Annotated in this window: 23 protein-coding genes and 1 pseudogene; 13 read left to right on the plus strand and 11 right to left on the minus strand. The window is 66.1% G+C overall.

What is annotated here, in order from left to right:
- Nucleotides 1-5 precede the first annotated feature (5 nt).
- Complete coding sequence (locus tag NDI85_RS05435) at nt 6-614, minus strand: stage II sporulation protein M (protein WP_188993932.1); 609 nt, start codon at nt 612-614, stop codon at nt 6-8.
- 134 nt (nt 615-748) lie between these two features.
- Between NDI85_RS05435 and NDI85_RS05440 the strand changes: the two genes are divergently transcribed.
- The 3 genes from NDI85_RS05440 (at nt 749) to NDI85_RS05450 (ending at nt 3,606) form a co-directional block, all read left to right on the plus strand.
- Entirely contained in the window at nt 749-1,726 is a 978-nt protein-coding gene (locus NDI85_RS05440) for a phosphoadenosine phosphosulfate reductase family protein (RefSeq protein WP_310915182.1), read from the plus strand.
- Nucleotides 1,727-2,452: 726 nt separating this feature from the next.
- Nucleotides 2,453-3,016 carry a PH domain-containing protein gene (locus NDI85_RS05445; RefSeq protein ID WP_310915183.1) on the plus strand — a complete coding sequence of 188 codons (564 nt, stop codon included), beginning with the start codon at nt 2,453-2,455 and terminating at the stop codon, nt 3,014-3,016.
- Nucleotides 3,013-3,606: a PH domain-containing protein gene (locus NDI85_RS05450; RefSeq protein ID WP_310915184.1), complete on the plus strand. Its 594-nt coding sequence runs from the start codon at nt 3,013-3,015 to the stop codon at nt 3,604-3,606. The genes NDI85_RS05445 and NDI85_RS05450 overlap by 4 nt, the downstream gene beginning before the upstream one ends.
- Here NDI85_RS05450 and NDI85_RS05455 read toward each other — a convergent pair whose 3' ends face one another.
- Nucleotides 3,607-3,813, minus strand: a complete 207-nt coding sequence (locus NDI85_RS05455; protein WP_188993926.1) for a hypothetical protein — start codon at nt 3,811-3,813, stop codon at nt 3,607-3,609.
- A gap of 118 nt (nt 3,814-3,931) precedes the next feature.
- On the opposite strand from NDI85_RS05455, the gene NDI85_RS05460 reads away from it, so the two are divergent.
- Entirely contained in the window at nt 3,932-4,099 is a 168-nt protein-coding gene (locus NDI85_RS05460) for a hypothetical protein (RefSeq protein ID WP_229783063.1), read from the plus strand.
- Between the two features lie 50 nt (nt 4,100-4,149).
- On the plus strand, nt 4,150-5,340 hold the full coding sequence (locus NDI85_RS05465) for an MFS transporter (RefSeq protein ID WP_229783062.1): 1,191 nt from the start codon (nt 4,150-4,152) through the stop codon (nt 5,338-5,340).
- 6 nt (nt 5,341-5,346) lie between these two features.
- On the opposite strand, the gene NDI85_RS05470 is transcribed toward NDI85_RS05465, so the two are convergent.
- A complete protein-coding gene (locus tag NDI85_RS05470) occupies nt 5,347-7,380 on the minus strand; it encodes an AMP-binding protein (RefSeq protein ID WP_310915185.1) in 2,034 nt (677 codons plus the stop codon).
- Nucleotides 7,381-7,498: 118 nt separating this feature from the next.
- Between NDI85_RS05470 and NDI85_RS05475 the strand changes: the two genes are divergently transcribed.
- The gene (locus tag NDI85_RS05475) at nt 7,499-8,086 is read left to right on the plus strand and encodes a GNAT family N-acetyltransferase (RefSeq protein ID WP_310915186.1); all 588 of its coding nucleotides are present in this window, start codon (nt 7,499-7,501) and stop codon (nt 8,084-8,086) included.
- A 1-nt stretch (nt 8,087) separates the two neighbouring features.
- On the opposite strand, the gene NDI85_RS05480 is transcribed toward NDI85_RS05475, so the two are convergent.
- Nucleotides 8,088-8,561, minus strand: a complete 474-nt coding sequence (locus NDI85_RS05480) for a peptidylprolyl isomerase (protein ID WP_166968906.1) — start codon at nt 8,559-8,561, stop codon at nt 8,088-8,090.
- A gap of 108 nt (nt 8,562-8,669) precedes the next feature.
- Here NDI85_RS05480 and NDI85_RS05485 point away from each other — a divergent pair, with 108 nt between their 5' ends.
- The 3 genes from NDI85_RS05485 to mce all read left to right on the plus strand — a co-directional run bounded on the left by NDI85_RS05485 (nt 8,670) and on the right by mce (nt 11,259).
- Entirely contained in the window at nt 8,670-10,352 is a 1,683-nt protein-coding gene (locus NDI85_RS05485; RefSeq protein ID WP_188993918.1) for a methylmalonyl-CoA mutase, read from the plus strand.
- 122 nt (nt 10,353-10,474) lie between these two features.
- Nucleotides 10,475-10,825, plus strand: coding sequence for an SHOCT domain-containing protein (locus NDI85_RS05490; RefSeq protein ID WP_310915187.1), 351 nt, complete (start codon nt 10,475-10,477; stop codon nt 10,823-10,825).
- 44 nt (nt 10,826-10,869) lie between these two features.
- Nucleotides 10,870-11,259 carry a methylmalonyl-CoA epimerase gene (gene mce, locus NDI85_RS05495; protein WP_310915188.1) on the plus strand — a complete coding sequence of 130 codons (390 nt, stop codon included), beginning with the start codon at nt 10,870-10,872 and terminating at the stop codon, nt 11,257-11,259.
- Nucleotides 11,260-11,277: 18 nt separating this feature from the next.
- On the opposite strand, the gene NDI85_RS05500 is transcribed toward mce, so the two are convergent.
- A complete protein-coding gene (locus NDI85_RS05500; RefSeq protein ID WP_310915189.1) occupies nt 11,278-12,045 on the minus strand; it encodes an NUDIX domain-containing protein in 768 nt (255 codons plus the stop codon).
- 86 nt (nt 12,046-12,131) lie between these two features.
- On the opposite strand from NDI85_RS05500, the gene NDI85_RS05505 reads away from it, so the two are divergent.
- The gene (locus tag NDI85_RS05505; RefSeq protein ID WP_188993912.1) at nt 12,132-13,100 is read left to right on the plus strand and encodes a sugar phosphate nucleotidyltransferase; all 969 of its coding nucleotides are present in this window, start codon (nt 12,132-12,134) and stop codon (nt 13,098-13,100) included.
- Between the two features lie 15 nt (nt 13,101-13,115).
- On the opposite strand, the gene merB is transcribed toward NDI85_RS05505, so the two are convergent.
- Nucleotides 13,116-13,730 (minus strand): organomercurial lyase, encoded by a 615-nt coding sequence (gene merB, locus NDI85_RS05510; RefSeq protein WP_310915190.1) that lies wholly within the window; start codon nt 13,728-13,730, stop codon nt 13,116-13,118.
- Nucleotides 13,731-13,807: 77 nt separating this feature from the next.
- Here merB and NDI85_RS05515 point away from each other — a divergent pair, with 77 nt between their 5' ends.
- Nucleotides 13,808-14,152, plus strand: coding sequence for a helix-turn-helix domain-containing protein (locus NDI85_RS05515; protein WP_310915191.1), 345 nt, complete (start codon nt 13,808-13,810; stop codon nt 14,150-14,152).
- 5 nt (nt 14,153-14,157) lie between these two features.
- Here NDI85_RS05515 and NDI85_RS05520 read toward each other — a convergent pair.
- The 5 genes and pseudogenes from NDI85_RS05520 to NDI85_RS05540 form a co-directional block, all read right to left on the minus strand.
- A pseudogene (locus NDI85_RS05520) lies at nt 14,158-14,283 on the minus strand (ATP-binding protein); the annotation flags it as partial.
- A gap of 123 nt (nt 14,284-14,406) precedes the next feature.
- Entirely contained in the window at nt 14,407-15,126 is a 720-nt protein-coding gene (locus tag NDI85_RS05525) for a diphthine--ammonia ligase (protein WP_188993906.1), read from the minus strand.
- Nucleotides 15,127-15,161: 35 nt separating this feature from the next.
- A complete protein-coding gene (locus NDI85_RS05530) occupies nt 15,162-16,286 on the minus strand; it encodes a DUF373 family protein (RefSeq protein WP_188993904.1) in 1,125 nt (374 codons plus the stop codon).
- Between the two features lie 43 nt (nt 16,287-16,329).
- Nucleotides 16,330-17,325, minus strand: coding sequence for a signal peptide peptidase SppA (sppA, locus tag NDI85_RS05535; protein ID WP_188993902.1), 996 nt, complete (start codon nt 17,323-17,325; stop codon nt 16,330-16,332).
- The gene (locus tag NDI85_RS05540) at nt 17,325-18,065 is read right to left on the minus strand and encodes a PAC2 family protein (protein ID WP_310915192.1); all 741 of its coding nucleotides are present in this window, start codon (nt 18,063-18,065) and stop codon (nt 17,325-17,327) included. Before NDI85_RS05540 ends, sppA begins: the two co-directional genes overlap by 1 nt.
- Nucleotides 18,066-18,413: 348 nt before the next feature.
- Between NDI85_RS05540 and NDI85_RS05545 the strand changes: the two genes are divergently transcribed.
- Entirely contained in the window at nt 18,414-19,322 is a 909-nt protein-coding gene (locus NDI85_RS05545) for an RsmB/NOP family class I SAM-dependent RNA methyltransferase (protein ID WP_310915193.1), read from the plus strand.
- Nucleotides 19,319-19,837 carry a hypothetical protein gene (locus tag NDI85_RS05550; RefSeq protein ID WP_310915195.1) on the plus strand — a complete coding sequence of 173 codons (519 nt, stop codon included), beginning with the start codon at nt 19,319-19,321 and terminating at the stop codon, nt 19,835-19,837. The genes NDI85_RS05545 and NDI85_RS05550 overlap by 4 nt, the downstream gene beginning before the upstream one ends.
- Nucleotides 19,838-19,902: the final 65 nt, after the last annotated feature.

A 19,902-nucleotide genomic window follows, 5' to 3' on the forward strand; every position in this document is an offset into this window, starting at 1 on the left:
CGTTCTCAGACGCTCACGAGGTCCCGACCAGCCACTTGCTCGGCGATTTCGAGCGTTATCGTCGCCTCGACGTACGCAGCGACCAGAATCATGACCACCGCGACGGCGACCAGCCACCCGGCTTCGCGCACGTCTCGTTCCGTCACCAGTTCGTCTTCGAGGCCCCGGAAATACCGGACAGTGAGCCGAGCGAACCGGAGACTGACGGCCGCGACGATGAGGAGCGCCGGTATCTCGATGACGCCGTGCGGGAGGATGAGTGCGGCGACGACGATGGGTTCGACCTGCTGGAGGGCGATGCCGACGACAGCGCCGATGATGAGACCGTTCAGAACCAGACCGACCACGGTAACGCTGCCAAGCGACACCGCACCGAGCAGCATGATAAACATCGCGAGTAGGTTGTTGAGAGCGATGGAGTAGGTGGTCAGTTCGTCGGGGAAAAACGGGTTCGACCCGCCCTCTGGCGCGGTCGGCAGCGACTCTATCGGCACCGCACTGCCGAGGAGGAACCCGACAGCGGTACTCACGCCGAGCAACAGGGCGGCGACGGGGACGTAGAGTGCGAGCCACCGCCGGCAGACGGCCCACATCCTCGTGTAGCGAGACGACATTCGTGAGTGAATGCACGCGCGGAAGCGTGAAAAAAGGTGGAGGCGTCTCGGGAGCGAGGAGTTATGGTAACCGTCCACATCCTGCACGACTATCCAAAAAGTACTTACAACGCCTAATTATATCTCATTACACGATGTCCGAGACAGCCGAGTTCCCCGACTACCTCGACGTCGATTACACCGACGGCGAGGGTGAATCGCCCGAGGAGTACCCGACGATCAACCACAAGATCGAGAAGGCAATCGAGGTCACGAAGACCGGCCTCGAAGAGTACGAGAACCCGGTCGTCATGTGGACCGGCGGGAAGGACTCGACGCTCACGCTGTACTTCGTCAAGGAAGTCGCCGAGCGATTCGACCTCGAAGTCCCGCCCGTCGTCTTCATCGACCACTACCAGCACTTCGACGAACTCATCGAGTTCGTCGAGTACTGGGCCGACGAGTGGGGTCTCGACGTCATCTGGGCACGTAACGAGGACGTCGGCGAGTACGTCGACGAGAACGGCCTCGAACCGGGCGACGACATCCCTGTCGACGCGCTCTCGGACCACAACCAGCACCACATCCGCAACATCCTCGAGTACGAGGAGGACACGTTCCCGTTCCTGCTCGACACCTACGTCGGCAACCACCTGCTGAAGACGGTCGCGCTCAACGACACCATCGAGGAGCACGACGTCGACGGCATCCTCTCGGGTATCCGCTGGGACGAACAGGAGTCCCGTGCCGACGAGACGTTCTTCTCGCCGCGACACGACCCCGACATCTACCCGCCCCACGACCGTATCCAGTCCATCCTCCAGTTCGCCGAGGCCGACGTCTGGGAGGCCTTCTGGAACTTCGTCGTGCCGGACACCGTCGAGGGCTACCCCGAAGAGGGCTACGTCCCGCAGGGGCAGGACGACCTGCCCGAGGGCATCGAGAAAGAGGACGTCCCGGTGTCGCCGAAGTACTTCGCCGGGTTCCGCTCGCTCGGTAGCGAGGTCTCGACGGATAAGTCCGCCGAGGAGCCCGCCTGGCTGCAGGACATGGAGAACACGACCGAACGCGCCGGCCGCGCCCAGGACAAAGAGGACCTGATGGAGCGCCTGCGCGACCTCGGCTACATGTAAGGTCGGCCACTCGAATACACCCTGGTCACCCGTCTCTCACCTTTTCAGCGCACCGGACTCCGCCAGCGACTGCGGTAGCCAGCGCGTGGGACTCGCTTCGGTTCGATTACACTTCGACGACAGTCGATGTGCGTCGCCGTCGTCGGTAACACCACGTCGACGGCGGTCGCCACCACCGACACGCGCCGATGACTGCGCTTGGTGTCCCGCGGCGAGCGACGAGACTGCGACGACGGGGCCGGTGTCAGACGGGCGGCGTGCCGGTCGTCACCCCGCCGGGACGCGACTTTCGTCCTCGGTGGCGCGACGTGCGGCGTGTCTCACGGATAACGACAATCGTCGTATAAAGATTTAGATAATGTCGAATTGTAGTGGTCGGTGATGGCCGCAAGTCAGTACAAATGCCCGCAGTGTGGCGAGGAGATGAGCTACGTAACGACGAAACACACGGGCTGTGACAACTGCGGGTTCGTCCCGCCACACAGCGCCGAGTGATACTGGTGGCTGTAACAAACTGCAGTAATTCGCCACCCCGGGGTGGCGAATATCTTTACGAACTTACAGCCACCAGTATGAGGACCCGTCCCAGCAGAAGGCCCATTCGACAGCGACGGAACCCGGTTCGACAGTAGCCGCGGGCTATCGTCGGGAGGCGAGCGTCGTCGCCTGCTTCGGACCCCGAGACTATCGGATAGACTTTTCAGGCAGGTGCGTGGACCCGAACGCATGAGTGTCGACTACGATTGGCTTACGCTGGACGACGACGAAGAGGTCGTCTGGTCGGGCCAGCCCTCCAGCGAATCGCTCTACGGCGCGTACCTCTTCGGTGTCCCGATGATACTCCTCTTTGGTCTGGGGATCGTAGTCATCGCTTCGGCGTACCTGCGCCAGCAGAACACCGACTACCTCATCACGACGAACGGCGTCTACAAGAAGACGGGCATCTTCAGCCGTGCCGTCACGGAGATCGAGTTCGAGAAGGTACAAAACACCTCCTTCTCCGTGGGCGCTATCGGCCGGTACTTCGGTTACGGCGACGTGATGATAAGCACCGCCGGCGGGTCCGGTGTCGAGATGACGCTGCGGGGCGTCGAGGACCCACAAGCGGTGCAGAAACAGCTCTCTCGCCGAGTCAAGCAGGCCCAAGGCGAGACGGCGGACGCGGCCGACGGCGAGTCGAAGGCCGACGTACTCGACGAGATTCTGGTCGAGTTGCGCGCGATACGCCAGTCGCTCGACGCCGGGACGGACCGGGGCGGAGACGCCAGCGCGGACGACCGGCACCCATGAACGCCGTCGACTGGGTGTCGCTGGCGGACGGAGAGACCGTAGTCTGGCAGGGTCAGCCACGGCGCCGCGTCGTCCTGCAGGGGGTCGCGATGGGACTTCTCAGCGCCGTCGTCGTCGCCGCCGTCGGCTGGGCGGCGCTCTCGGCTGTCGGCGTCTCCCTCGCAGTCTCGCTCGCCGTGACGGTGCCGCTGGCGGTGGTCACGCTCGCCGTCCCGACGGCTGCCGTCTGGCTCTGGCGGCGGACCACCCACTACCTGCTGACCGAGCGAGCGCTGTACCACCGCACTGGCGTCCTCTCCGTGACGGTGACGGAACTGTCGCTCCGGAAAGTCCAGAACACGGCCTACGAACAGGGCGTCCTCGGCACCGTCTTTGGCCACGGCACCATCACCGTGGACACGGCCGGGAGCGAGGGTGCCGAACTCACGCTTCACGCAATGAACGACCCCGGGTCGGTCCAGCAACGCATCGCCGAGCAGGCTTCGCGTGTTCGAGGCGACGACGCCGACGACGTGCCCGGGTCGATCGAGCAGTGGCAGGCCGTCCGCTCCGAGGCGCGTGCGATTCGGACGGCGCTCGGCGAGCGGTAGCTACGCCTCGTCCGTCGGCCGGTACTGGTCTCCGTCTCGCTCCAGTCGCCCCTCGGCGACGGCACGCTTCAGTGCCCGGTCGACCTCCCGTTTGTCGATGGCGGTCGCCCCCATGAGCGAGTCGACCTGAGCTCGCGAACACCAGTCGTCGTCTCCGGTCACGTCCCGTATCGTCCGGACGACCCGCGTCGTGATATCGGTCGGCATCGGCTGAGAGGGCGGGCCAGACACACTTGAACCTGCGGCCGGGCGACCCGACCGAGCGGGTACAGTTGCACGGGGCACCCGTGGCGTATGGACCGCAGTCACAGCACCGTGCTCTCGGGTGGCGTGCGAGCCACGTTCCTCACTGGCCCAAGGGGTCCTCGGCCGGTTTTCGGCGCTCTCGGCGGCCTCAAGCGGCGCGCTCGGGATGGGGTCGACCATCGTGACGCCGCTGGTCGCCGGAGTGTCGGGTGTGGCGGTTCGCGGTCTCCTGCCGCCGAGCGAGTGAGGAGTCGCTTGTTCGACACGTATTTTCGTCCGTCAGTCCTACCGCCCGGTGTGAGCGTACACCGAGAGCGGGTGGCCCTCGCCGGGGTGGTCTTCGCCGTCCTGCTCGCACAGGTGTTGTTGTATCCCGGCGTCGACACCCTCGTGCGAGCGCTGGGGGCCACGACGGATCTCGATGCCAGCATGTGGTTCTTGGCTGCCGAGTTCGCCGCCTTCGTCGCCTTCGCCGGCGTCTGGGGCGTGGTGAGCGACGCCACCGGGCGGCGGGTACCGTTCATCGTGGTCGGTGCCCTGGGCGGCGCAGTGTTCTACGTCGCGCTGGCGTGGCTCCCGACGCAGATTCACATATCCTTCGAAGGCATCATCGTACTACGGGCGCTGCAGGGCGCGATGACCATCGCCGCGTTCTCGCTGGCGATGACGATGCTGATGGACCTCGCAGGCGGACACGGCAAGAACATGGGTGCGGCGGGCATCGCCATCGGCACCGGGACGGCCCTCGGCGCGCCGCTGGGCGGGCAACTGTACGGCCTCTCGCCCACGCTCCCGCTGTACGTCGCGGGCGGTCTGCTGTTCGCCGTCGCCGGCCTCGCCGCGACGGTGACCGACCGCGCGCCCTCGAACACCGACGGCCGACTCGCCGCCGTGACTGCCCGCCTCCGCGAGACGCCGGCACTGGGAATCCCCTACGCCTTCGGCTTCATCGACCGCCTTACCGCCGGCTTCTTCGCCCTCGTCGGGACGCTGTACTTCCGGGAGGTGTTCGCGCTGACCCCCGGCGAGACGGGGCTGATGCTCGCACTCTTTTTCGCACCGTTCGCGCTGCTCCAGTATCCTTTCGGTGTCCTCTCGGACAGCATCGGGCGGACCGTCCCCATCGTCGCCGGGTCGTCGCTCTATGGCCTCGCCGTCGTCGCCGTCGGCCTCGCTCCCAGCGTCCTGACGGCCGGCATCGGCATGGTGGTCGTCGGCGTCATCGGGGCGCTGATGGCGCCGGCGACGATGGCGCTCGTGACGGACCTCGCCGGCGAGAGCGGCCGCGGGACGGCGATGGCCGGGTTCAACGCCTTCGGGAGCGTCGGCTTCCTCGCCGGCATCCTCGTCGGCGGGTTCGTCGCCGGCGAGTTCGGCTATCTCGCCGCCTTCCTCGTCGCCGGCGGCGCGGAACTGGGCCTCGCGATAGTGTCGGTGCCACGACTGCTCGCGCTCGACGTGCCGACGGCGGACCGACCGGCCGACTGAGACGAGTCAGCGGGCGTCGGCGACGGCGTCCAGCGCCTCCGGGTTCTCGATGCTGGACATGTCCCCCAACTCCTCGTCCCGATAGACGGCGCCGATAGCTCGCCTGAGTATCTTCCCGCTCTGGGTCTTCGGGAAGGCGTCGACGAACAGCACCTCCCGCGGGCGGAACGGCTTGCCGAGTTCGTCGCCCACCGTCGACTGGATGGCTTCGCGGAGCGAGTCGGTGGGGTCGTGGCCCGGTTCGAGGACGACGTAGAGGACGACGGCCGTCCCGGTGGTGTCGTCGGGCGCGCCGACGGCGGCGGCCTGATTCACCGCCGGATGTTCCATCGCCGCCCCTTCGACTTCCGCTGGACCGACCTTCCGGCCCGCGACGTTCAGCGCGTCGTCGGCCCGGCCGTGGAGGAACCAGAGGCCGTCCTCGTCTTTCTGGGCCCAGTCGCCGTGGTCCCAGCGGTCGTCCCACGTCGACCAGTACTCCTCGAGATACCGCTCGTCGCCGCTCCAGAGCGACTTCGTCATCGAGGGACAGGAGTCTCTGGCGACGAGGAACCCGCGTTCGTGCGTGTCGGCGATAGACTCACCGCTCTCGTCGACGATGTCGACGTCCATCCCCAGCCCCGGCCCGCCCAGCGTACAGGGCTTGAGTGGCTGGATGGGCATCGGCATCAGGAAACAGCCCATTATCTCGGTGCCGCCGGAGATGTTGATGATGGGACACTCGCCGCCGCCCACCTCGTCGTAGAACCACTGCCAGCTTTCGGGGTCCCACGGTTCGCCCGTCGACCCCAGCAGACGGAGCGAGGAGAGGTCGTGGCCCGCCAGCCACTCGTCACCCTGCTTGCGGAGCGCGCGAATCGCCGTCGGCGAGACGCCGAAGACGGTGAGGTCGTGGCGGTCTATCATCGCCCAGAACCGGTCGGGGTCGGGATGGTCCGGCGCGCCCTCGTACATGAAGACGGTACCGCCCAGCGCGTGGTTGCCAAGCAGCGTCCACGGCCCCATCATCCACCCGATGTCGCTGACCCAGAAGAAGCGGTCGCCGGGCTTGTGGTCGAAGCCGAAGTAGATCTCCTTCGCCGCCTGCAGGAGCGCTCCCGCGTGCGTGTGGACGATTCCCTTCGGTTCGCCCGTCGTCCCCGAGGAGTACAGCAACATCGACGCCGCGTCGCTCGGGAGCGACTTCGTCTCGTAGCCGTCGGCCGCCGTCTCGATAGCCTCGTCCCACCACTCGTCGCGGCGCGTCCACGTCATCCGGTCGACGGGGTCGTCTGCGGTGCCGATGCGGTCGTAGACGACGACGTGTTCGACGGGCGTGTCGCCGCTCTCGGTCAGGTCCGCGGCTTCACTGATGGCCTCGTCGGCCGTGTCTTTGAGGAGTACTTTCGACCCGCGGCGGTAGAAGCCGTCGCCGGTGAACAGCACCGAACACTCCGCGTCGGCGATGCGCGTGGCCGTCGCGTCGACGCCGAACCCCGAAAAGATGGGGACCGCGATGGCGCCGACCTTCAGACACCCGTAGAGGATGCTCGCCACCTCGGGAACCATCGGCATGTAGAGACCGACGGTGTCGCCCGTCTCGACGCCCACCGAGTCGAGGTAGTTCGCCACGCGGTTGCTCTGCTGGTGGAGGTCGTGGTACGTGATCTGGCGGACGTCGCCCGGTTCCCCCTCCCAGATGAGCGCGACGTGATTCCGAGCGCCGTTGTCGCGGGCGGCGTGCCGGTCGACGACGTTGTGGGCGGCGTTGAGTTCGCCGCCGGGGTACCAGTCGGTGAACTGCGGCCCGTCGGAATCGTCGCGTACCGCGTCGTAGTCCTCGAAGAACTCGATGCCCAGATAGTCGACCAGTTCGTCCCAGAACCAGTCGACGCCGGATTCGTCGACGCCCTCGACGTCCGTGGACGTCCGCTCTATGAGTGCGTCGTAGTCGTCGATATCGTACGTCTGCATGAACTGCCAGACGTTGGTGGATTCGACGAACTCGCGTGACGGCTCGTGGACGACGCGGTCCAGTTCTTCGAGTGACTCCGGAGCCATAGCGTGTGATTCGGTGACAACGCACTAAGTAGTTGCGTGGCGGTGTCCCGGACGGACACGGACTCCCGGAACGCAGACGCTGCAAACCCTTTTTACCGCGGACGGCGAACCGCTACGTATGTACGTCCGGGACGCGAAAAACCGCGAAGAAGTCTGGTTGCTGGACCGCATCGAAGAGATGGGGCTGGACGACACAGCCTTCCGCTCCCGCGACTACGTGCTCGCTATCGACGAGCACGACCACCAGAAGGCCGGGTTCGGCCGCATCCGCATCCACAAGCCCGAGGACGGAGACCCCGTCTGTGAGTTGACGAGCATCGGCGTCCTGCCGGAGTGGCGCAATCAGGGCGTCGGTGCACACATCATCGAGCGACTGGTCGAGTACGCCAGCGACGAGGGGTTCGACGTGGTGTACTCGTTGACGAGCGCCGACAGCTACCTCGCCCAGTTCGGTTTCGAACGCATCGAACCCGAGCAGTTGCCCGACCGACTACAGGAGCGACTAGAGACGAAACGGGAGAACATCCAGCCGGATGCCGTGCCGCTGCGCCTCCAGAGAGAGCGGTTCCGGATGCCCGAGCGGTTGCGTGAGCAGTTCAAGAACGCCTCGGTCCACGAACCGGTCGAGTCCGAACCGGAGGACTCCGCCGAGGACTTCGGTATCGACCCCGACGAGGCGACGTACAAGTACGATACGGGGCGCTAAGCTACCTGACGTCGACGACTTCGACGTCGAATACCAGCGTCCTGCCGGCGAGTTCGTGGTTGAAGTCCACGGCGACGGCGTCGTCTCGCACCGCCGTCACGTCCCCGTGGAGGCCGTTCTCCGCCTCGACGTGGAGGCCCACTTCCGGAGCCTTACCGACCATCGCCTCGAAGGTCTCCGGGTCGTATTCCCGGACCTTCGCGTCGTCGGCCTCGCCGTAGGCCTTCTCGGTCGGAACCGTAATCGTCGCTTCTTCGCCTTCTTCCATGCCGACGAGGGCCTCGTCGAGTCCCTCGATGATGTCGCCGGCACCGACGGTGAAGGCCAGCGGTGCGTAGTCCCGTGGGTCGGCGTCCTGTGCGTCCAGCAGGCCCTCCGCCTGCGCGACGTCGAGCCGCGAGGTATCGAAGACGCTCCCGTCCTCGAAGCGGCCGACGTACTCGATGGAGACCTCGTCTCCGGGTTCGATCGCCATGCTTCCGAGTGCGGGGAGCAGCGAGATAAATCCCGGGACACGGGAAACTCGTGAACAATCAGGAAGGATTCGCGAACGCTTAAGCCGGGCCCGGTCGACGATACCCCCATGTTCGACCCCGACGAGCTGGACGAGATCCGCGAGGCGAAAGCCGAGTGGGAAGCCGAAGCCGTCCAGCCGACCGTCGACCGGTTCGGCGAGCGCAAGGAGACGTTCACGACGGACACCGAGGGGCACGAGGTAGACCGCCTGTACACGCCCGCAGACGTCGCCGACCTCGACTACGAGGCGGATCTGGGCTTCCCGGGTCGGGAGCCGTACACCCGCGGCGTCTACTCGACGGGCTACCGAGGCCGTCTCTGGACGATGCGGCAGTACGCCGGGATGGGGACCGCGGAGGAGACCAACGAGCGGTTCAACTACCTACTAGACGAGGGCCAGACCGGCCTCTCGATGGCGTTCGACCTGCCGACCCAGATGGGGTACGACTCCGACGCCGCGATGGCGGCCGGCGAGGTGGGGAAGACCGGCGTCGCCATCGACTCGCTTTCGGACATGGAGACGGTGTTCGAGGGCATCCCGCTGGACGAGGTGTCCACCTCGATGACCATCAACGCGCCTGCCTCGGTGCTGCTGGCGATGTACATCGCCGTCGGCGACAAGCAGGGCGTCGACCGCGAAGAGCTACGGGGAACCATCCAGAACGACGTCCTCAAGGAGTACATCGCACGGAACACGTTCATCTACCCGCCCGAGCCGTCGATGCGGCTCATCACCGACATCTTCGAGTTCTGTGCGGCGGAGGTACCCAACTTCAACACCATCTCCATCTCGGGCTATCACATCCGCGAGGCCGGCTCGACCGCCGCACAGGAGATCGCGTTCACGCTGGGCGACGGTATCGAGTACGTCGAGGCGGCCATCGAAGCCGGACTGGACGTCGACGAGTTCGCCCCGCAACTGTCCTTCTTCTTCGCGTCCTACAACAACATCTTAGAGGAGGTGGCGAAGTTCCGCGCCGCCCGTCGCCTCTGGGCGAAGATCATGGACGAGCGCTTCGACAGCGAGAACCCCAAGTCGAAGCAGTTGAAGTTCCACACGCAGACCGCCGGGTCGACGCTGACCGCCCAGCAGATAGAGAACAACGTCGTCCGGGTCGCCTATCAGGCGCTCGCGGCGGTGCTGGGCGGCACGCAGAGCCTCCACACCAACGGGAAAGACGAGGCCATCGGCCTGCCGACCGAGGAGTCCGTGCGGACCGCCCTGCGGACCCAACAGATTCTCGCCCACGAGTCCGGCGCGGCCGACACCATCGACCCCCTCGCCGGGAGCTACTACGTCGAGTCGCTGACCGACGAGCTAGAACGGGAAGCCCGCAGCATCATCGAGGACGTGGACGAACGCGGTGGAATGCGCCGGGCCATCGAGAACCAGTGGGTCCAGCGCCAGATTCAGGACGTGGCCTTCGAACGCCAGCGCGAACAGGAGGCCGGCGAGCGCATCATCGTCGGCGTCAACGAGTACGAGGTCGAGGAGGAGGGCCAACAGGACATCGAGGAGGTCGACGAGGCCGTCGAGGCCGCCCAGCAGGAGACCGTCGCCGCCGTCCGCGAGGAGCGAGACGACGAGGCGGTCGAAGACGCGCTACAGGCTCTCGCCGACGCCGCGGCGGGCGACGAGAATCTCATGCCCTACATCGTCGACGCGGTGAAAGCCTACGCCACGACCGGCGAAATCTGTGACGTGCTGCGGGACGTCTTCGGCGAGTACCAGCCCGGATCCTCGATGTAGGCGGCTTTCGAATCGAAGGTTTTCCACGGCGATCTGTTCAACATCGTAACAGGAACCGCATTGAACGTGGAGCGTGTCCTTCTAGGTATGTCTCCGAATCGATACGCTGGCGGTGTCCGACCGTGACCGCGACCGAACGAGATAGCCGACTCGTCGTCCTCGTGTTGCTCGTCCTCCCGGCACTCGCGATGGGATTTGGCATGATGGGGTTCGGGATGATGGGCGGCGGGATGTGGGGCGGTGGCGGGATGTGGGGTGGGACCACATCGGGATGGATGTGGCTCGTCGGTCTCCTGTTCCAACTGCTCTTCCTCGCGGCCATCGTCGGCCTGGGCTATCTCGTCTATCGGGCGGTCACCGGCGGTGACGGCGGCCGAGACGCGGCCGTCGCGGAACTCCGGAGAGCGTACGCTCGCGGTGACCTGAGCGACGAGGAGTACGAGCGACGGCTCGAACGGTTGCGCGAGGAGTGACAGCGGGACAGAGACTTATACGTCGGCCGGACGAGGGACCGAACATGCAGTTCGACCACGCCGGCGTCGCCACCGACGACACCGATACGCTGGCGGCGCTGTACGAGACCGTCTTCGACGCACCGGTCGCCCACGAGGAAGAGTTCGACGGGCTACGAGTGACGTTTCTGGACCTCGGAAACGGCTACTTCGAACTCCTCGAACCACTCCCGGACGCCGAGGGAGCGATTCCCCGCTACCTCGACCGGAACGGGCCCGGTCTCCACCACGTTGCCCTCGCGACCGAGGACATCGCGGCCGCGTTGGAGACCGCCCGCGGCGCGGGCGTCGACCTCATCGACGAGACACCGCGAGAGGGGGCGTGGGGCCACGACGTCGCGTTCTGTCACCCGGCGTCGACTGGCGGCGTCCTCGTGGAGTTCGTCGAGCACTGAGACAGTCAGTCGAGTCGGTCAGGCCGCGTCGTCGGCCGCTGTGTCGTCGCGCTCGCCGTCGAGTTCGTCGCCCCGGTCGCGCGCTTCGAGGAACTGCTTCCAGAGGCGTTCGGCCCCCTCGGTCATGTGTTCGGGTGGCTCGGCGAACCACGCCGCGCCGACGAGTTCGGACTCGTCTACGTCTATCGACCCGCTCGCGTACTCGGCCCGGAAGTAGACGTCGAGCGTGTGGACCGAGCCTTCGGCGTCGGTGTCGGGGTAGTACTTTCGGTGGAACACCTCGTCGACGTCCTCGATGGTCCCGCGGACGCCAGTCTGCTCGGCCATGCGACGGAGCGTGGTTCCCTGCATGGACTCGTACTGCTGTCCCTCGCCACCGCCCGGGAGCGCCCACAGGTCGGCCCCGCGGCCCAGCACCATCAGCACGCGGTCCCGCGTGTCGTGACCGGCCTGTTCCGGGATGTTCTCGCTCAGCTCCGGAAACGTCTCGCCGTCACGGGTGAGGAAGGCGACGCTGTTGCCGTCGTAGCCCGTGCTGTTCGTCGCGGCGAACACCTCCGCGTAGTCGCCGGCCGAGAGTTCGTACGTCTCCTCGGTCACCGGCAGGTCGCCGTACATCGCCCGGAGGTCGTCGAGTTTCCGCTCGACGTTGATCTGGTTTACCTTGTCGATGACGTTCTCGCCGGCCTCGGCGGCCTGCTCGGCCGGGTCCGACCCGAACTGCTCGTCTGTGTCGGCTGCCGGTTTGTCGCCACCCACGTCCTGCGTGCCGTCGTCCCCAGTCATACGTTGGACGTTCCCGTGGACGCCGATAAATGGACCGGTGCCGTCAGATGAAAAGGAACTTGTCCGTCGGCGGTGTCGCCCCCGGTATGAAAGCGATAGTCCTCGCCGGTGGGTACGCGACGAGACTGTGGCCGGTCACGAAACACCGGCCCAAGATGCTCCTCCCGGTGGGCGACTCTACAGTCATCGACCGCATCCTCGCTGACTTAGAGTCGGACGATCGCATCACGGACGTCTTCGTCAGCACGAACGAGCGGTTCGCCGACGACTTCAAGGACCATCTCGCGGCGAGTTCCTATCAGAACGTCTCCCTGACGGTCGAAGAGACCAACGAGGAAGACGAGAAGTTCGGCGTCGTCGGGGCGCTGGCCCAACTCGTCGACCGCGAAGGACTCGGGGACGAGGACCTGCTTGTCGTCGCCGGCGACAATCTCATCAGCTTCGACATCTCGGCGTTCATCGACCACTTCGAGCAGTACGGGGACCCGACGCTTGCGGCCTACGACGTCGGGTCACTAGAGAAGGCGAAGTCCTACGGCCTCATCGAGACGGAGGGCGACGAAGTCGTCGACTTCCAGGAGAAGCCCGACAATCCGAAGAGCACGCTCGTCTCCATCGCCTGCTACGCCTTCCCGGCCGACGCCATCCGCTTCGAGGAGTACCTCTCGGAGGGCAACAACCCCGACGAACCCGGCTGGTTCATCCAGTGGCTCGTCGGGAACGGGACCGTCCGCTCGTTCACCTTCGACGAGGCGTGGTACGACATCGGCACCCCCGAGAGCTACCTCGAAGCCGTCGGCTGGGAACTCGAAGGCGAGAACGTCGTCGCCGAGGACGCCACCATCGAGAACACGACGCTGGGGGACAACGTCCACGTCCTCTCCGGCGCGGAGGTCGTCAACTCCAGTCTGGACAACACGGTCGTGTTCCCGAACGCGACCATCGTCGACGCCGACATCCGGAACTCTATCATCGACAAGGACACCCACATCGAGAGCCTGGATCTGGCCGGCGCGCTCATCGGCGCACACACGCAGTTGACCAACGGCGGATAGCGCTGCCGACTCTTTTCACGCCCCGGTCTCGAACAGCGTCGTCGCCAGTGCGCCAGCGAGCGCGACGCCCGTCGAGACGGGGACGCTCGTCGTCGCGGCGTCGACGTCGTCGGCCCACGCCTCGTACTCCTGTTCGTCGGCGAAGACGTGGACGTAGCCACACACCTGTCGATAGATGCGCTCTAGGGTCGGGTCCGCGTCGGGATCGACGTGATCGGAGACACCCAGCGAGACGACGGCGTCTGCGTGCGACCGGGCGATGCCGTCGGCTGCGATACCGATCTCGACCGTCTCCTCCCGGACTGGCGTCGTCGACCGAACCGTCCCCGGTTCGTCCCGCAGAAACGGGACGACGAGCGGGTCCAGCACGCAGACGTACTCCTGTCGGTGGTCGGCCCCGACGAACGCGTGGCGACCGTCGTCGGTCGTACAGAGGTCGTCTGCGGTCGGATTTCGGCCGTCCAGCGCCCGCTTGACTGCCCGCATCTCGGCGACCCACTCGGCGGCCGTCTCGGGCGGGTCCGACCCGAAGAGGGTTCCGAGGTTCGCCGCCACGTCCGGCGGGAGGGCGAAATCGTCGAGATCCAGTTCCAGTCCGAGGTCGTCGGTGTCGATCATGTCGTCTGCCATTGCACTCTAGCTTTGCAATGCGAAGTTATTAAGCTGTGAAGTCCAAAGTGATAGAGTACGTCCACGGAGACGAAGCTATGGAAGGATTCGACTGTGCCACCGACGACCCGCGGTGTTACTGCCTGCTCTCGGACGTACTTGACCTGCTCGGCCGAAAGTACGTGATGGACGTCGTCTGCGTCGTCGCCGTCCACGGGACGGTGCGGTTCGGGACGCTCGAAGCCCACATCCCGGAAGCGAGTACGTCGACGCTGTCGGCCCGCCTCGACTCGCTGGAAGACGCCGGCCTGCTCACCAGAGAGCAGTACGACGAGATTCCGCCACGGGTGGAGTACGAACTGACCGACGACGGCGCGGAACTGGCCGAGCGGCTTCAGCCAGTGCTGGAGTGGGCACAAGAACGAGATTCAGGGACGACCTGAGTCAGCTACTCGGCCAGCCACGCGTCGGTGACTTGTAGCGTTCCCCGAGTCCCGTCCCACTCCGTCTCGGACTCCAGTTCGATGCGCCTGTCCATGTGGGGTCCGTCGGTCACCAGTGTCTCGAACTCCCCTGCCGTACCTTTTTCGTCGTCGGGTTTCCTCGCGCCGAGGGCGCTGCGGGAACCACTCCTCGAAAAATCTACGCTAAAAAGGCCGGCCACTCGTTCGCACGGCTCACTCGTGGCCGGTTCGGCTCACTCCAGCCACGCGTCGGTGACTTGTAGCGTTCCCCGAGTCCCGTCCCACTCCGTCTCGGACTCCAGTTCGATGCGCCGGTCCATATGCGGCCCGTCGGTCACCAGCGTCTCGAACTCGCCGCCTTCGCCGAGGATGTGGACGCCGTACTCGTCGTTGAGCGCTTCGAGTTCGTCGAGTGCGTCGGCGTCGAGGCGTCGACCCAGCCACGACTCGTCTAAACCGTAGGCGGCGACGCGGATGATGCGAATCTCGAACCCGGCGTCGAGCATCGCGTCGGCGAGGTCACGGGGGTTCTCCTGCCAGAGCGGGGCGAAGACGTTCGCTTCGAGACGTTCGGCCATCGCCTCGATGCGGGTGGTCTGGTACTCGCTCTCGACGGCTCCGGCGGTGATGCCGCCCACGCCGTCCGGCAGGTCCGCGTCGAGTTCGCGCAGGGCGGCTTCCAGCGGTTCGAGTTCTTCGTCGCCCTGCCGGCCCGAGTCCGCGACGTCGTCGGCTCCGAAGTCGTCGGGTTCGACCTCCAAGAGCGGGATACCGATGCTCTCGGCGGCCAGTGACGCCAGCCGCGTCGCCGGGACGTGGTACATGTAGGAGTCGCCCTCGGGGTGGACCGTCACCAGTCGTTCGACGGGATAGCCACGTTCGAGGGCCCGATACAGCGCCCACGAGGAGTCCTTGCCGCCGGAGAACAGCGAGACCCACGCGCCGTCTGTCATGGCCGTCCGTAGCTCTCGACCGCCTAAATCGCTGTCTATTCGGCCAGTTCCTGCTCGATGTCGGACTGACTGACGTAGGCGGCGACGCGGACGCCGACGAGGCTGATGAGGATGCCGGCGAGGATGAAGATGGCGAGGCGAGTGCCCGCGTCCATCGGAAAGCCGTTGATCTCGACGATGTCGAAGTTCATAGAGGGGACGTGAAACGAACCGAAGACGCCGGCCCGTTCGAGGAAGTACGCCGAGAAGCCGCGGACGACGAGACCGACGGCGACCGCACCGAACGGGAGGTTCACGTACGCGCTTCGGACGCCGTCTCGCTGGAGGAGTTCGTCCAGTAACCGACCCAGCGAGGCAGCGAGCGCCGCCGCCGTCAGCCACGGAACGCTCTCGAAGAGGAACCGGTTGGCGAGGATGAATGGGCTAGTCGACCCGACCGAGGAGATCTCCAGTGCGCCGGCGAATATCCCGACGACGGAGAGACCGGCGGCGACGACGTAGGTGACGAGCGACACCTGCCCGGAGTACAGGGCCTCGCGAATCTGGCCCGGCAGGCGCGAGAGGTAGGTGTCGATACCCAGCCCTTTGTAGATGAGGAACACGCCGAGGGCGGCGGCGATGGCGCCGACGGTGATAGTGGTGCTGTCGGCGACGATGAGCAAGACCGGGAACGCGAGCAACGCCAGACCGAGGGGGACCAGCACCGTTTTGCGCAGTTCCTCGTCGGCGAGGAACTGCTTGAGGAGGTAGTACGTCGACTCGATGTCGCGGGCCTGTCGGACGACGACGCGGTCGACGGCGTCGACGCGGACGCGACTCTCGATAATCGGGACGAGGCGCTCGTCCTCGGCGCTGTCCACGACGACGACGGCCGATTCGGGGTCGTACTCGGCGACGAGGTCCTCCGTCTGGTCGGCTATCCGACGGTCGGTCCCGACCGAATCCCCGCCGCCACCGACCACCGCGACGACGGTGTCGTCCCCGTCGGCTTCGAGGTCGTTCGCCACGCGAAGACCTTCGAGCAGGCAGTTGATTCGGCTGTCCTCGGGGTCTACGATACCGGTCTCGGTAATCATCGACTCGACGGCGTCGCTCCCGACTACCGGGCACTCGTCCGCTACCGGGCTGTCCCGATCGATACACACCACCAACGTGGTCACAGTTGCCGAGAGTGGGTCGGAGGGTAAAAAACCCTCGCGCGACTCAGCGCCGGAAAGAAAGGCCGTCGACGTCACCGCCGACCGTACTCGCAAGGCCGGCACCGAACGCGAAGGCGACCCGCTGGGCGCCCCCGCGGAGTCGCCCCATCAGCCCCCGTTCGGGTTCGAACTCGGCGACCGTCACGGTCTCGCCGAGGTGTGTTTCGAGGCGGTCCTCGATGTCGTCTCGGGTACCGATATCGTCGACGAGCCCCCGTTCGTGGGCCTCGGTCCCGAGGAAGATGCGGGCCTCGGTCTCTCTGATGGTCTCGTCGTCCATCTCGCGACCCGCTGCCACCGTCTCGACGAACTGGTCGTAGTAGTCGTCGACGATGCCTTGCAGGTACTCGCGTTCGTCGTCGGTCATCTCCTTCAGCGGCGTCCCGGCGTCCTTGTACTCGCCGGCGGTGAACTGCTCGTAGGAGAGGCCCGCCTGATCGGCGAGGTCCTTGGCGTTGACCCGAGAGCCGATGACGCCGATAGAGCCGACGATAGATCCCTCCCGCGCCCACAGTTCGTCACACCCGGCAGCGATGTCGTAGCCGCCGCTGGCACAGACGTCGGTGGCGTAGGCGACGGTCGGGCCGTCGAAGCGCTCCGCGGCGAGACGGATGTCCTCGCTCGGGACGATCTGGCCACCGGGCGTGTTGAGTTTCAGGAGGAGCGCCTCGGCGCCCTTGTCCTCGTCGGCCCGCTCTATCTGCTCGACCACGTCGTCGGCGCTGGCGCCGGTCGGCGGACTCGCGATGCCGCCACCGCCGTCCCGCGTGATGGGCCCCTCGACGGCGACTTCGGCCACGTTGTGGGCCGGGACGAGCGACCCGGCCGCGTTGCTCCCGATGCGGGCGGCGACGACCACCGTCACCAGCACCAGTACCACACCGAGGAGTTCGGCGAAGTCGTCGGGCACGACGACGAAGACGACCCAGCCGAGCAGTACCGCGACGACGACGACGGCGAGGACGATGCCGCCGCGTTCGAGTGCGTCGGCATCCACCATTACTGATACATCCCCAGCGGTCGAGCGCTCGTGCTCTCCTCGTCGGCCTGTTGCATCTGCTCTGCCAGCCGCTCTTTGGCCTTGCCTATCTCCTCGGCCTGTTCGACGAGCGCCTCCGTGTCCACCTCGAACGATCCGAGCGGGCCGATAGCGGTCGTCAAGAGCGCTCTTGCGGCTTCGGGGTCCGGGAACTGCGGGTCGGCCTCGACGATGAGGCCGACGCCGGTCAGGCCGACGCGCTGGGCCTCGTGGACCAGCGCTCCCGTCGGCCCGGTGACCGCCCCGGACTCGGTGGGTACGCTCACGTCGGCGTCCTCAAGCAGTGCTGCCCCGTCACCGGTGGCGACGCCGTACACCTCGGGGACGTCACCGCTTTTCTCCGCGGGCATCCCGCTGAGGAATATCGGCGTCACGTCGTGGCTGACGAACCAGCCGACGATGCAGGTGGCGAACTCCTCGGCCGCCGACGGCGAGACGGGCGCGTCGCTCTGGAGGACCAGCAGGTCTCGGTCCTCGTCGGCGTAGATGCGCACCGGCGCCTTGACCGTCGGGTCGCCCTCGCTGTACACCGCTATCTCCGGAAGGCCATCACAGTGGGCCGTCCCGTAGTGGACCATGTCGTAGGCGTCGACCAGATGGTCGGCCGCTATCTTGCCGACCAGCCCCACCCCGGGGAGCCCCTCGACGAGTGTCGGCTCGTCGAGTTCGACGTCGTCCCGATGGACCTGTATGTGTGCCATACCCCGAGAGAGGACCGCCGTCGGCTTGAAAGGCAGGGCTACTAGAGCGTTACTACGCTGGATTTCTCGCGAGTACGACCGGCGACAATAACCAGAAAGCCCCGGCGTGCTACCCTCCCGCGACTCGCTGTGCGCTTCCTTCGCTCAGTGCAGTGCTTGCGTCGTCGGGGTTCGCGTAGCACGCCGCCCCTTTCAGTCCCACCCGATGCTGGATTGTCAGCCAGCATGGACGGGACTGAACGAGCGGGTTCTGGCTGTGTGAGACGGCGACAGCACCGGCGGCTGTCCGAGAAACCACCGTTCCTAGCTTCGAAACCCACAAACAGACCCCCGACGAACCACGGGCCAATGGAACCCATCGAACGGTATCGCCCCATCGTCGACGACTGGGAGGCGTTCCGGGCGGCCTGCGACCGGCCGCTCCCGTCGGCGATCCGGGTCAACACCATCAAGGCCACCGTCGCGGACGTGCGGACGGCCTTAGACGAGGCCGGTGTCGCCTACGATCCAGTGGACTGGCACGACCTGCTGTTCGTCCTGCCCGAGGACTCGCCGGGCCGGAACTGGCCGTACTTCCACGGATGGATTCACGGGCAAGAGGAGGTGTCGGCGGTGCCGGCCACCGTCCTCGACGCCCGGCCCGGCGAGCGGGTGTGGGACGCCTGCGCCGCGCCCGGAACCAAGACCACCCAGTTGTCGGCCCAGATGGACGACACCGGCGAGGTGGTGGCGACGGACAACAACCTCGGGCGCATCTCGGCGCTGCGGTCGAACACCGAACGGTTGGGCGCGACGAACGTCGCCGTCACGCACGAGGACGGCCGCAACCACTCGCTGAAACCCTTCGGTGGCGAGGAGTACGACCGAGCGCTCGTCGACGTCCCCTGCTCCTGTGAGGGGACCATCCGCAAGAACCGCGACGCCTTCGACGACTGGTCGCTCTCGCACGTCGAGGGCATCTCGGGCGTCCAGAAGGGCATCCTCACGCGGGCCGTGCAGGCCACGAAACCGGGCGGGACCGTCGTCTACTCGACGTGTACGTTCGCCCCGGAGGAGAACGAGGCGGTGCTGGACTACGCGCTGGCCGAGGAAGACTGCAGAGTCGTCGACTACGACCTCGACCTGACCCACCGCGAGGGCGTCACGGAGTGGCAGGACGACGAGTTCGACCCGAGCGTGACGAAGGCAAAGCGCATCTACCCCCACCACAACGACACGGGCGGGTTCTTCTGTGCGAAACTGGAGGTGACGGGATGAGCAACGACAGCACGCAGTTCACGCGCTTACCGGAGACGGCCGACGAACGCGAAGACGAGGGCCGCGCGACCCGCGAGGAGGTGCTGGACTTCTGGGCGGAGCGCTTCGGCGTCCCGCCGGAGACGTTCGCCGACCACACCTTCTGGGAACGCGGCGCGGGAAAGATATGGTGCTACCGCGGCGACCCGCCGTCGCCCGTCGACGTCGAGGGACTGGGGATGGCGTTCCTCCGAACGCGACAGGAACACTGGAAACCGACGCTGGAGGCCGTCCAGCGCTTTGGCGACCACGCGACGAAGAACGTCATCCTCCTCTCAGAGGGCGAGGCCACGGCCTTCGCGGCCGGCCACGATCAGGAACTCGACTGGGAGGGTGACTGGGGCTACCTCGTGGTCACCCACGACCTCGCGGGGCGAGTCGAACCCATCGGTGTCGGCCTGTACGTCTACGGGGAACTGCGGTCGCAGGTCCCGAAAGGGCGGCGGCGGGACCTCGACGACGATAGTAACAATTGAAACGATTCACACACCGACCGCACCGCCGTCGTGCGGTCGGGTGTGCATTGATTTTCGATGGCTAC

Source organism: Haloarcula sp. S1AR25-4, assembly GCF_031624555.1.
Classification (GTDB): Archaea; Halobacteriota; Halobacteria; order Halobacteriales; family Haloarculaceae; genus Haloarcula; species Haloarcula pellucida.

Bases quoted from the DNA above. Each gene is read 5' to 3' on its own strand.
- NDI85_RS05445 (WP_310915183.1), top strand. From the start codon at position 2,453: ATGAGTGTCGACTACGATTGGCTTACGCTGGACGACGACGAAGAGGTC.
- NDI85_RS05515 (WP_310915191.1), top strand. From the start codon at position 13,808: ATGGAAGGATTCGACTGTGCCACCGACGACCCGCGGTGTTACTGCCTG.
- sppA (WP_188993902.1), bottom strand. From the start codon at position 17,325: ATGGTGGATGCCGACGCACTCGAACGCGGCGGCATCGTCCTCGCCGTC.
- NDI85_RS05505 (WP_188993912.1), top strand. From the start codon at position 12,132: ATGAAAGCGATAGTCCTCGCCGGTGGGTACGCGACGAGACTGTGGCCG.
- merB (WP_310915190.1), bottom strand. From the start codon at position 13,730: ATGGCAGACGACATGATCGACACCGACGACCTCGGACTGGAACTGGAT.
- NDI85_RS05440 (WP_310915182.1), top strand. From the start codon at position 749: ATGTCCGAGACAGCCGAGTTCCCCGACTACCTCGACGTCGATTACACC.
- mce (WP_310915188.1), top strand. From the start codon at position 10,870: ATGCAGTTCGACCACGCCGGCGTCGCCACCGACGACACCGATACGCTG.
- NDI85_RS05455 (WP_188993926.1), bottom strand. From the start codon at position 3,813: ATGCCGACCGATATCACGACGCGGGTCGTCCGGACGATACGGGACGTG.
- NDI85_RS05525 (WP_188993906.1), bottom strand. From the start codon at position 15,126: ATGACAGACGGCGCGTGGGTCTCGCTGTTCTCCGGCGGCAAGGACTCC.
- NDI85_RS05545 (WP_310915193.1), top strand. From the start codon at position 18,414: ATGGAACCCATCGAACGGTATCGCCCCATCGTCGACGACTGGGAGGCG.
- NDI85_RS05435 (WP_188993932.1), bottom strand. From the start codon at position 614: ATGTCGTCTCGCTACACGAGGATGTGGGCCGTCTGCCGGCGGTGGCTC.
- NDI85_RS05480 (WP_166968906.1), bottom strand. From the start codon at position 8,561: ATGGCGATCGAACCCGGAGACGAGGTCTCCATCGAGTACGTCGGCCGC.
- NDI85_RS05470 (WP_310915185.1), bottom strand. From the start codon at position 7,380: ATGGCTCCGGAGTCACTCGAAGAACTGGACCGCGTCGTCCACGAGCCG.
- NDI85_RS05450 (WP_310915184.1), top strand. From the start codon at position 3,013: ATGAACGCCGTCGACTGGGTGTCGCTGGCGGACGGAGAGACCGTAGTC.
- NDI85_RS05540 (WP_310915192.1), bottom strand. From the start codon at position 18,065: ATGGCACACATACAGGTCCATCGGGACGACGTCGAACTCGACGAGCCG.
- NDI85_RS05485 (WP_188993918.1), top strand. From the start codon at position 8,670: ATGTTCGACCCCGACGAGCTGGACGAGATCCGCGAGGCGAAAGCCGAG.
- NDI85_RS05500 (WP_310915189.1), bottom strand. From the start codon at position 12,045: ATGACTGGGGACGACGGCACGCAGGACGTGGGTGGCGACAAACCGGCA.
- NDI85_RS05475 (WP_310915186.1), top strand. From the start codon at position 7,499: ATGTACGTCCGGGACGCGAAAAACCGCGAAGAAGTCTGGTTGCTGGAC.
- NDI85_RS05550 (WP_310915195.1), top strand. From the start codon at position 19,319: ATGAGCAACGACAGCACGCAGTTCACGCGCTTACCGGAGACGGCCGAC.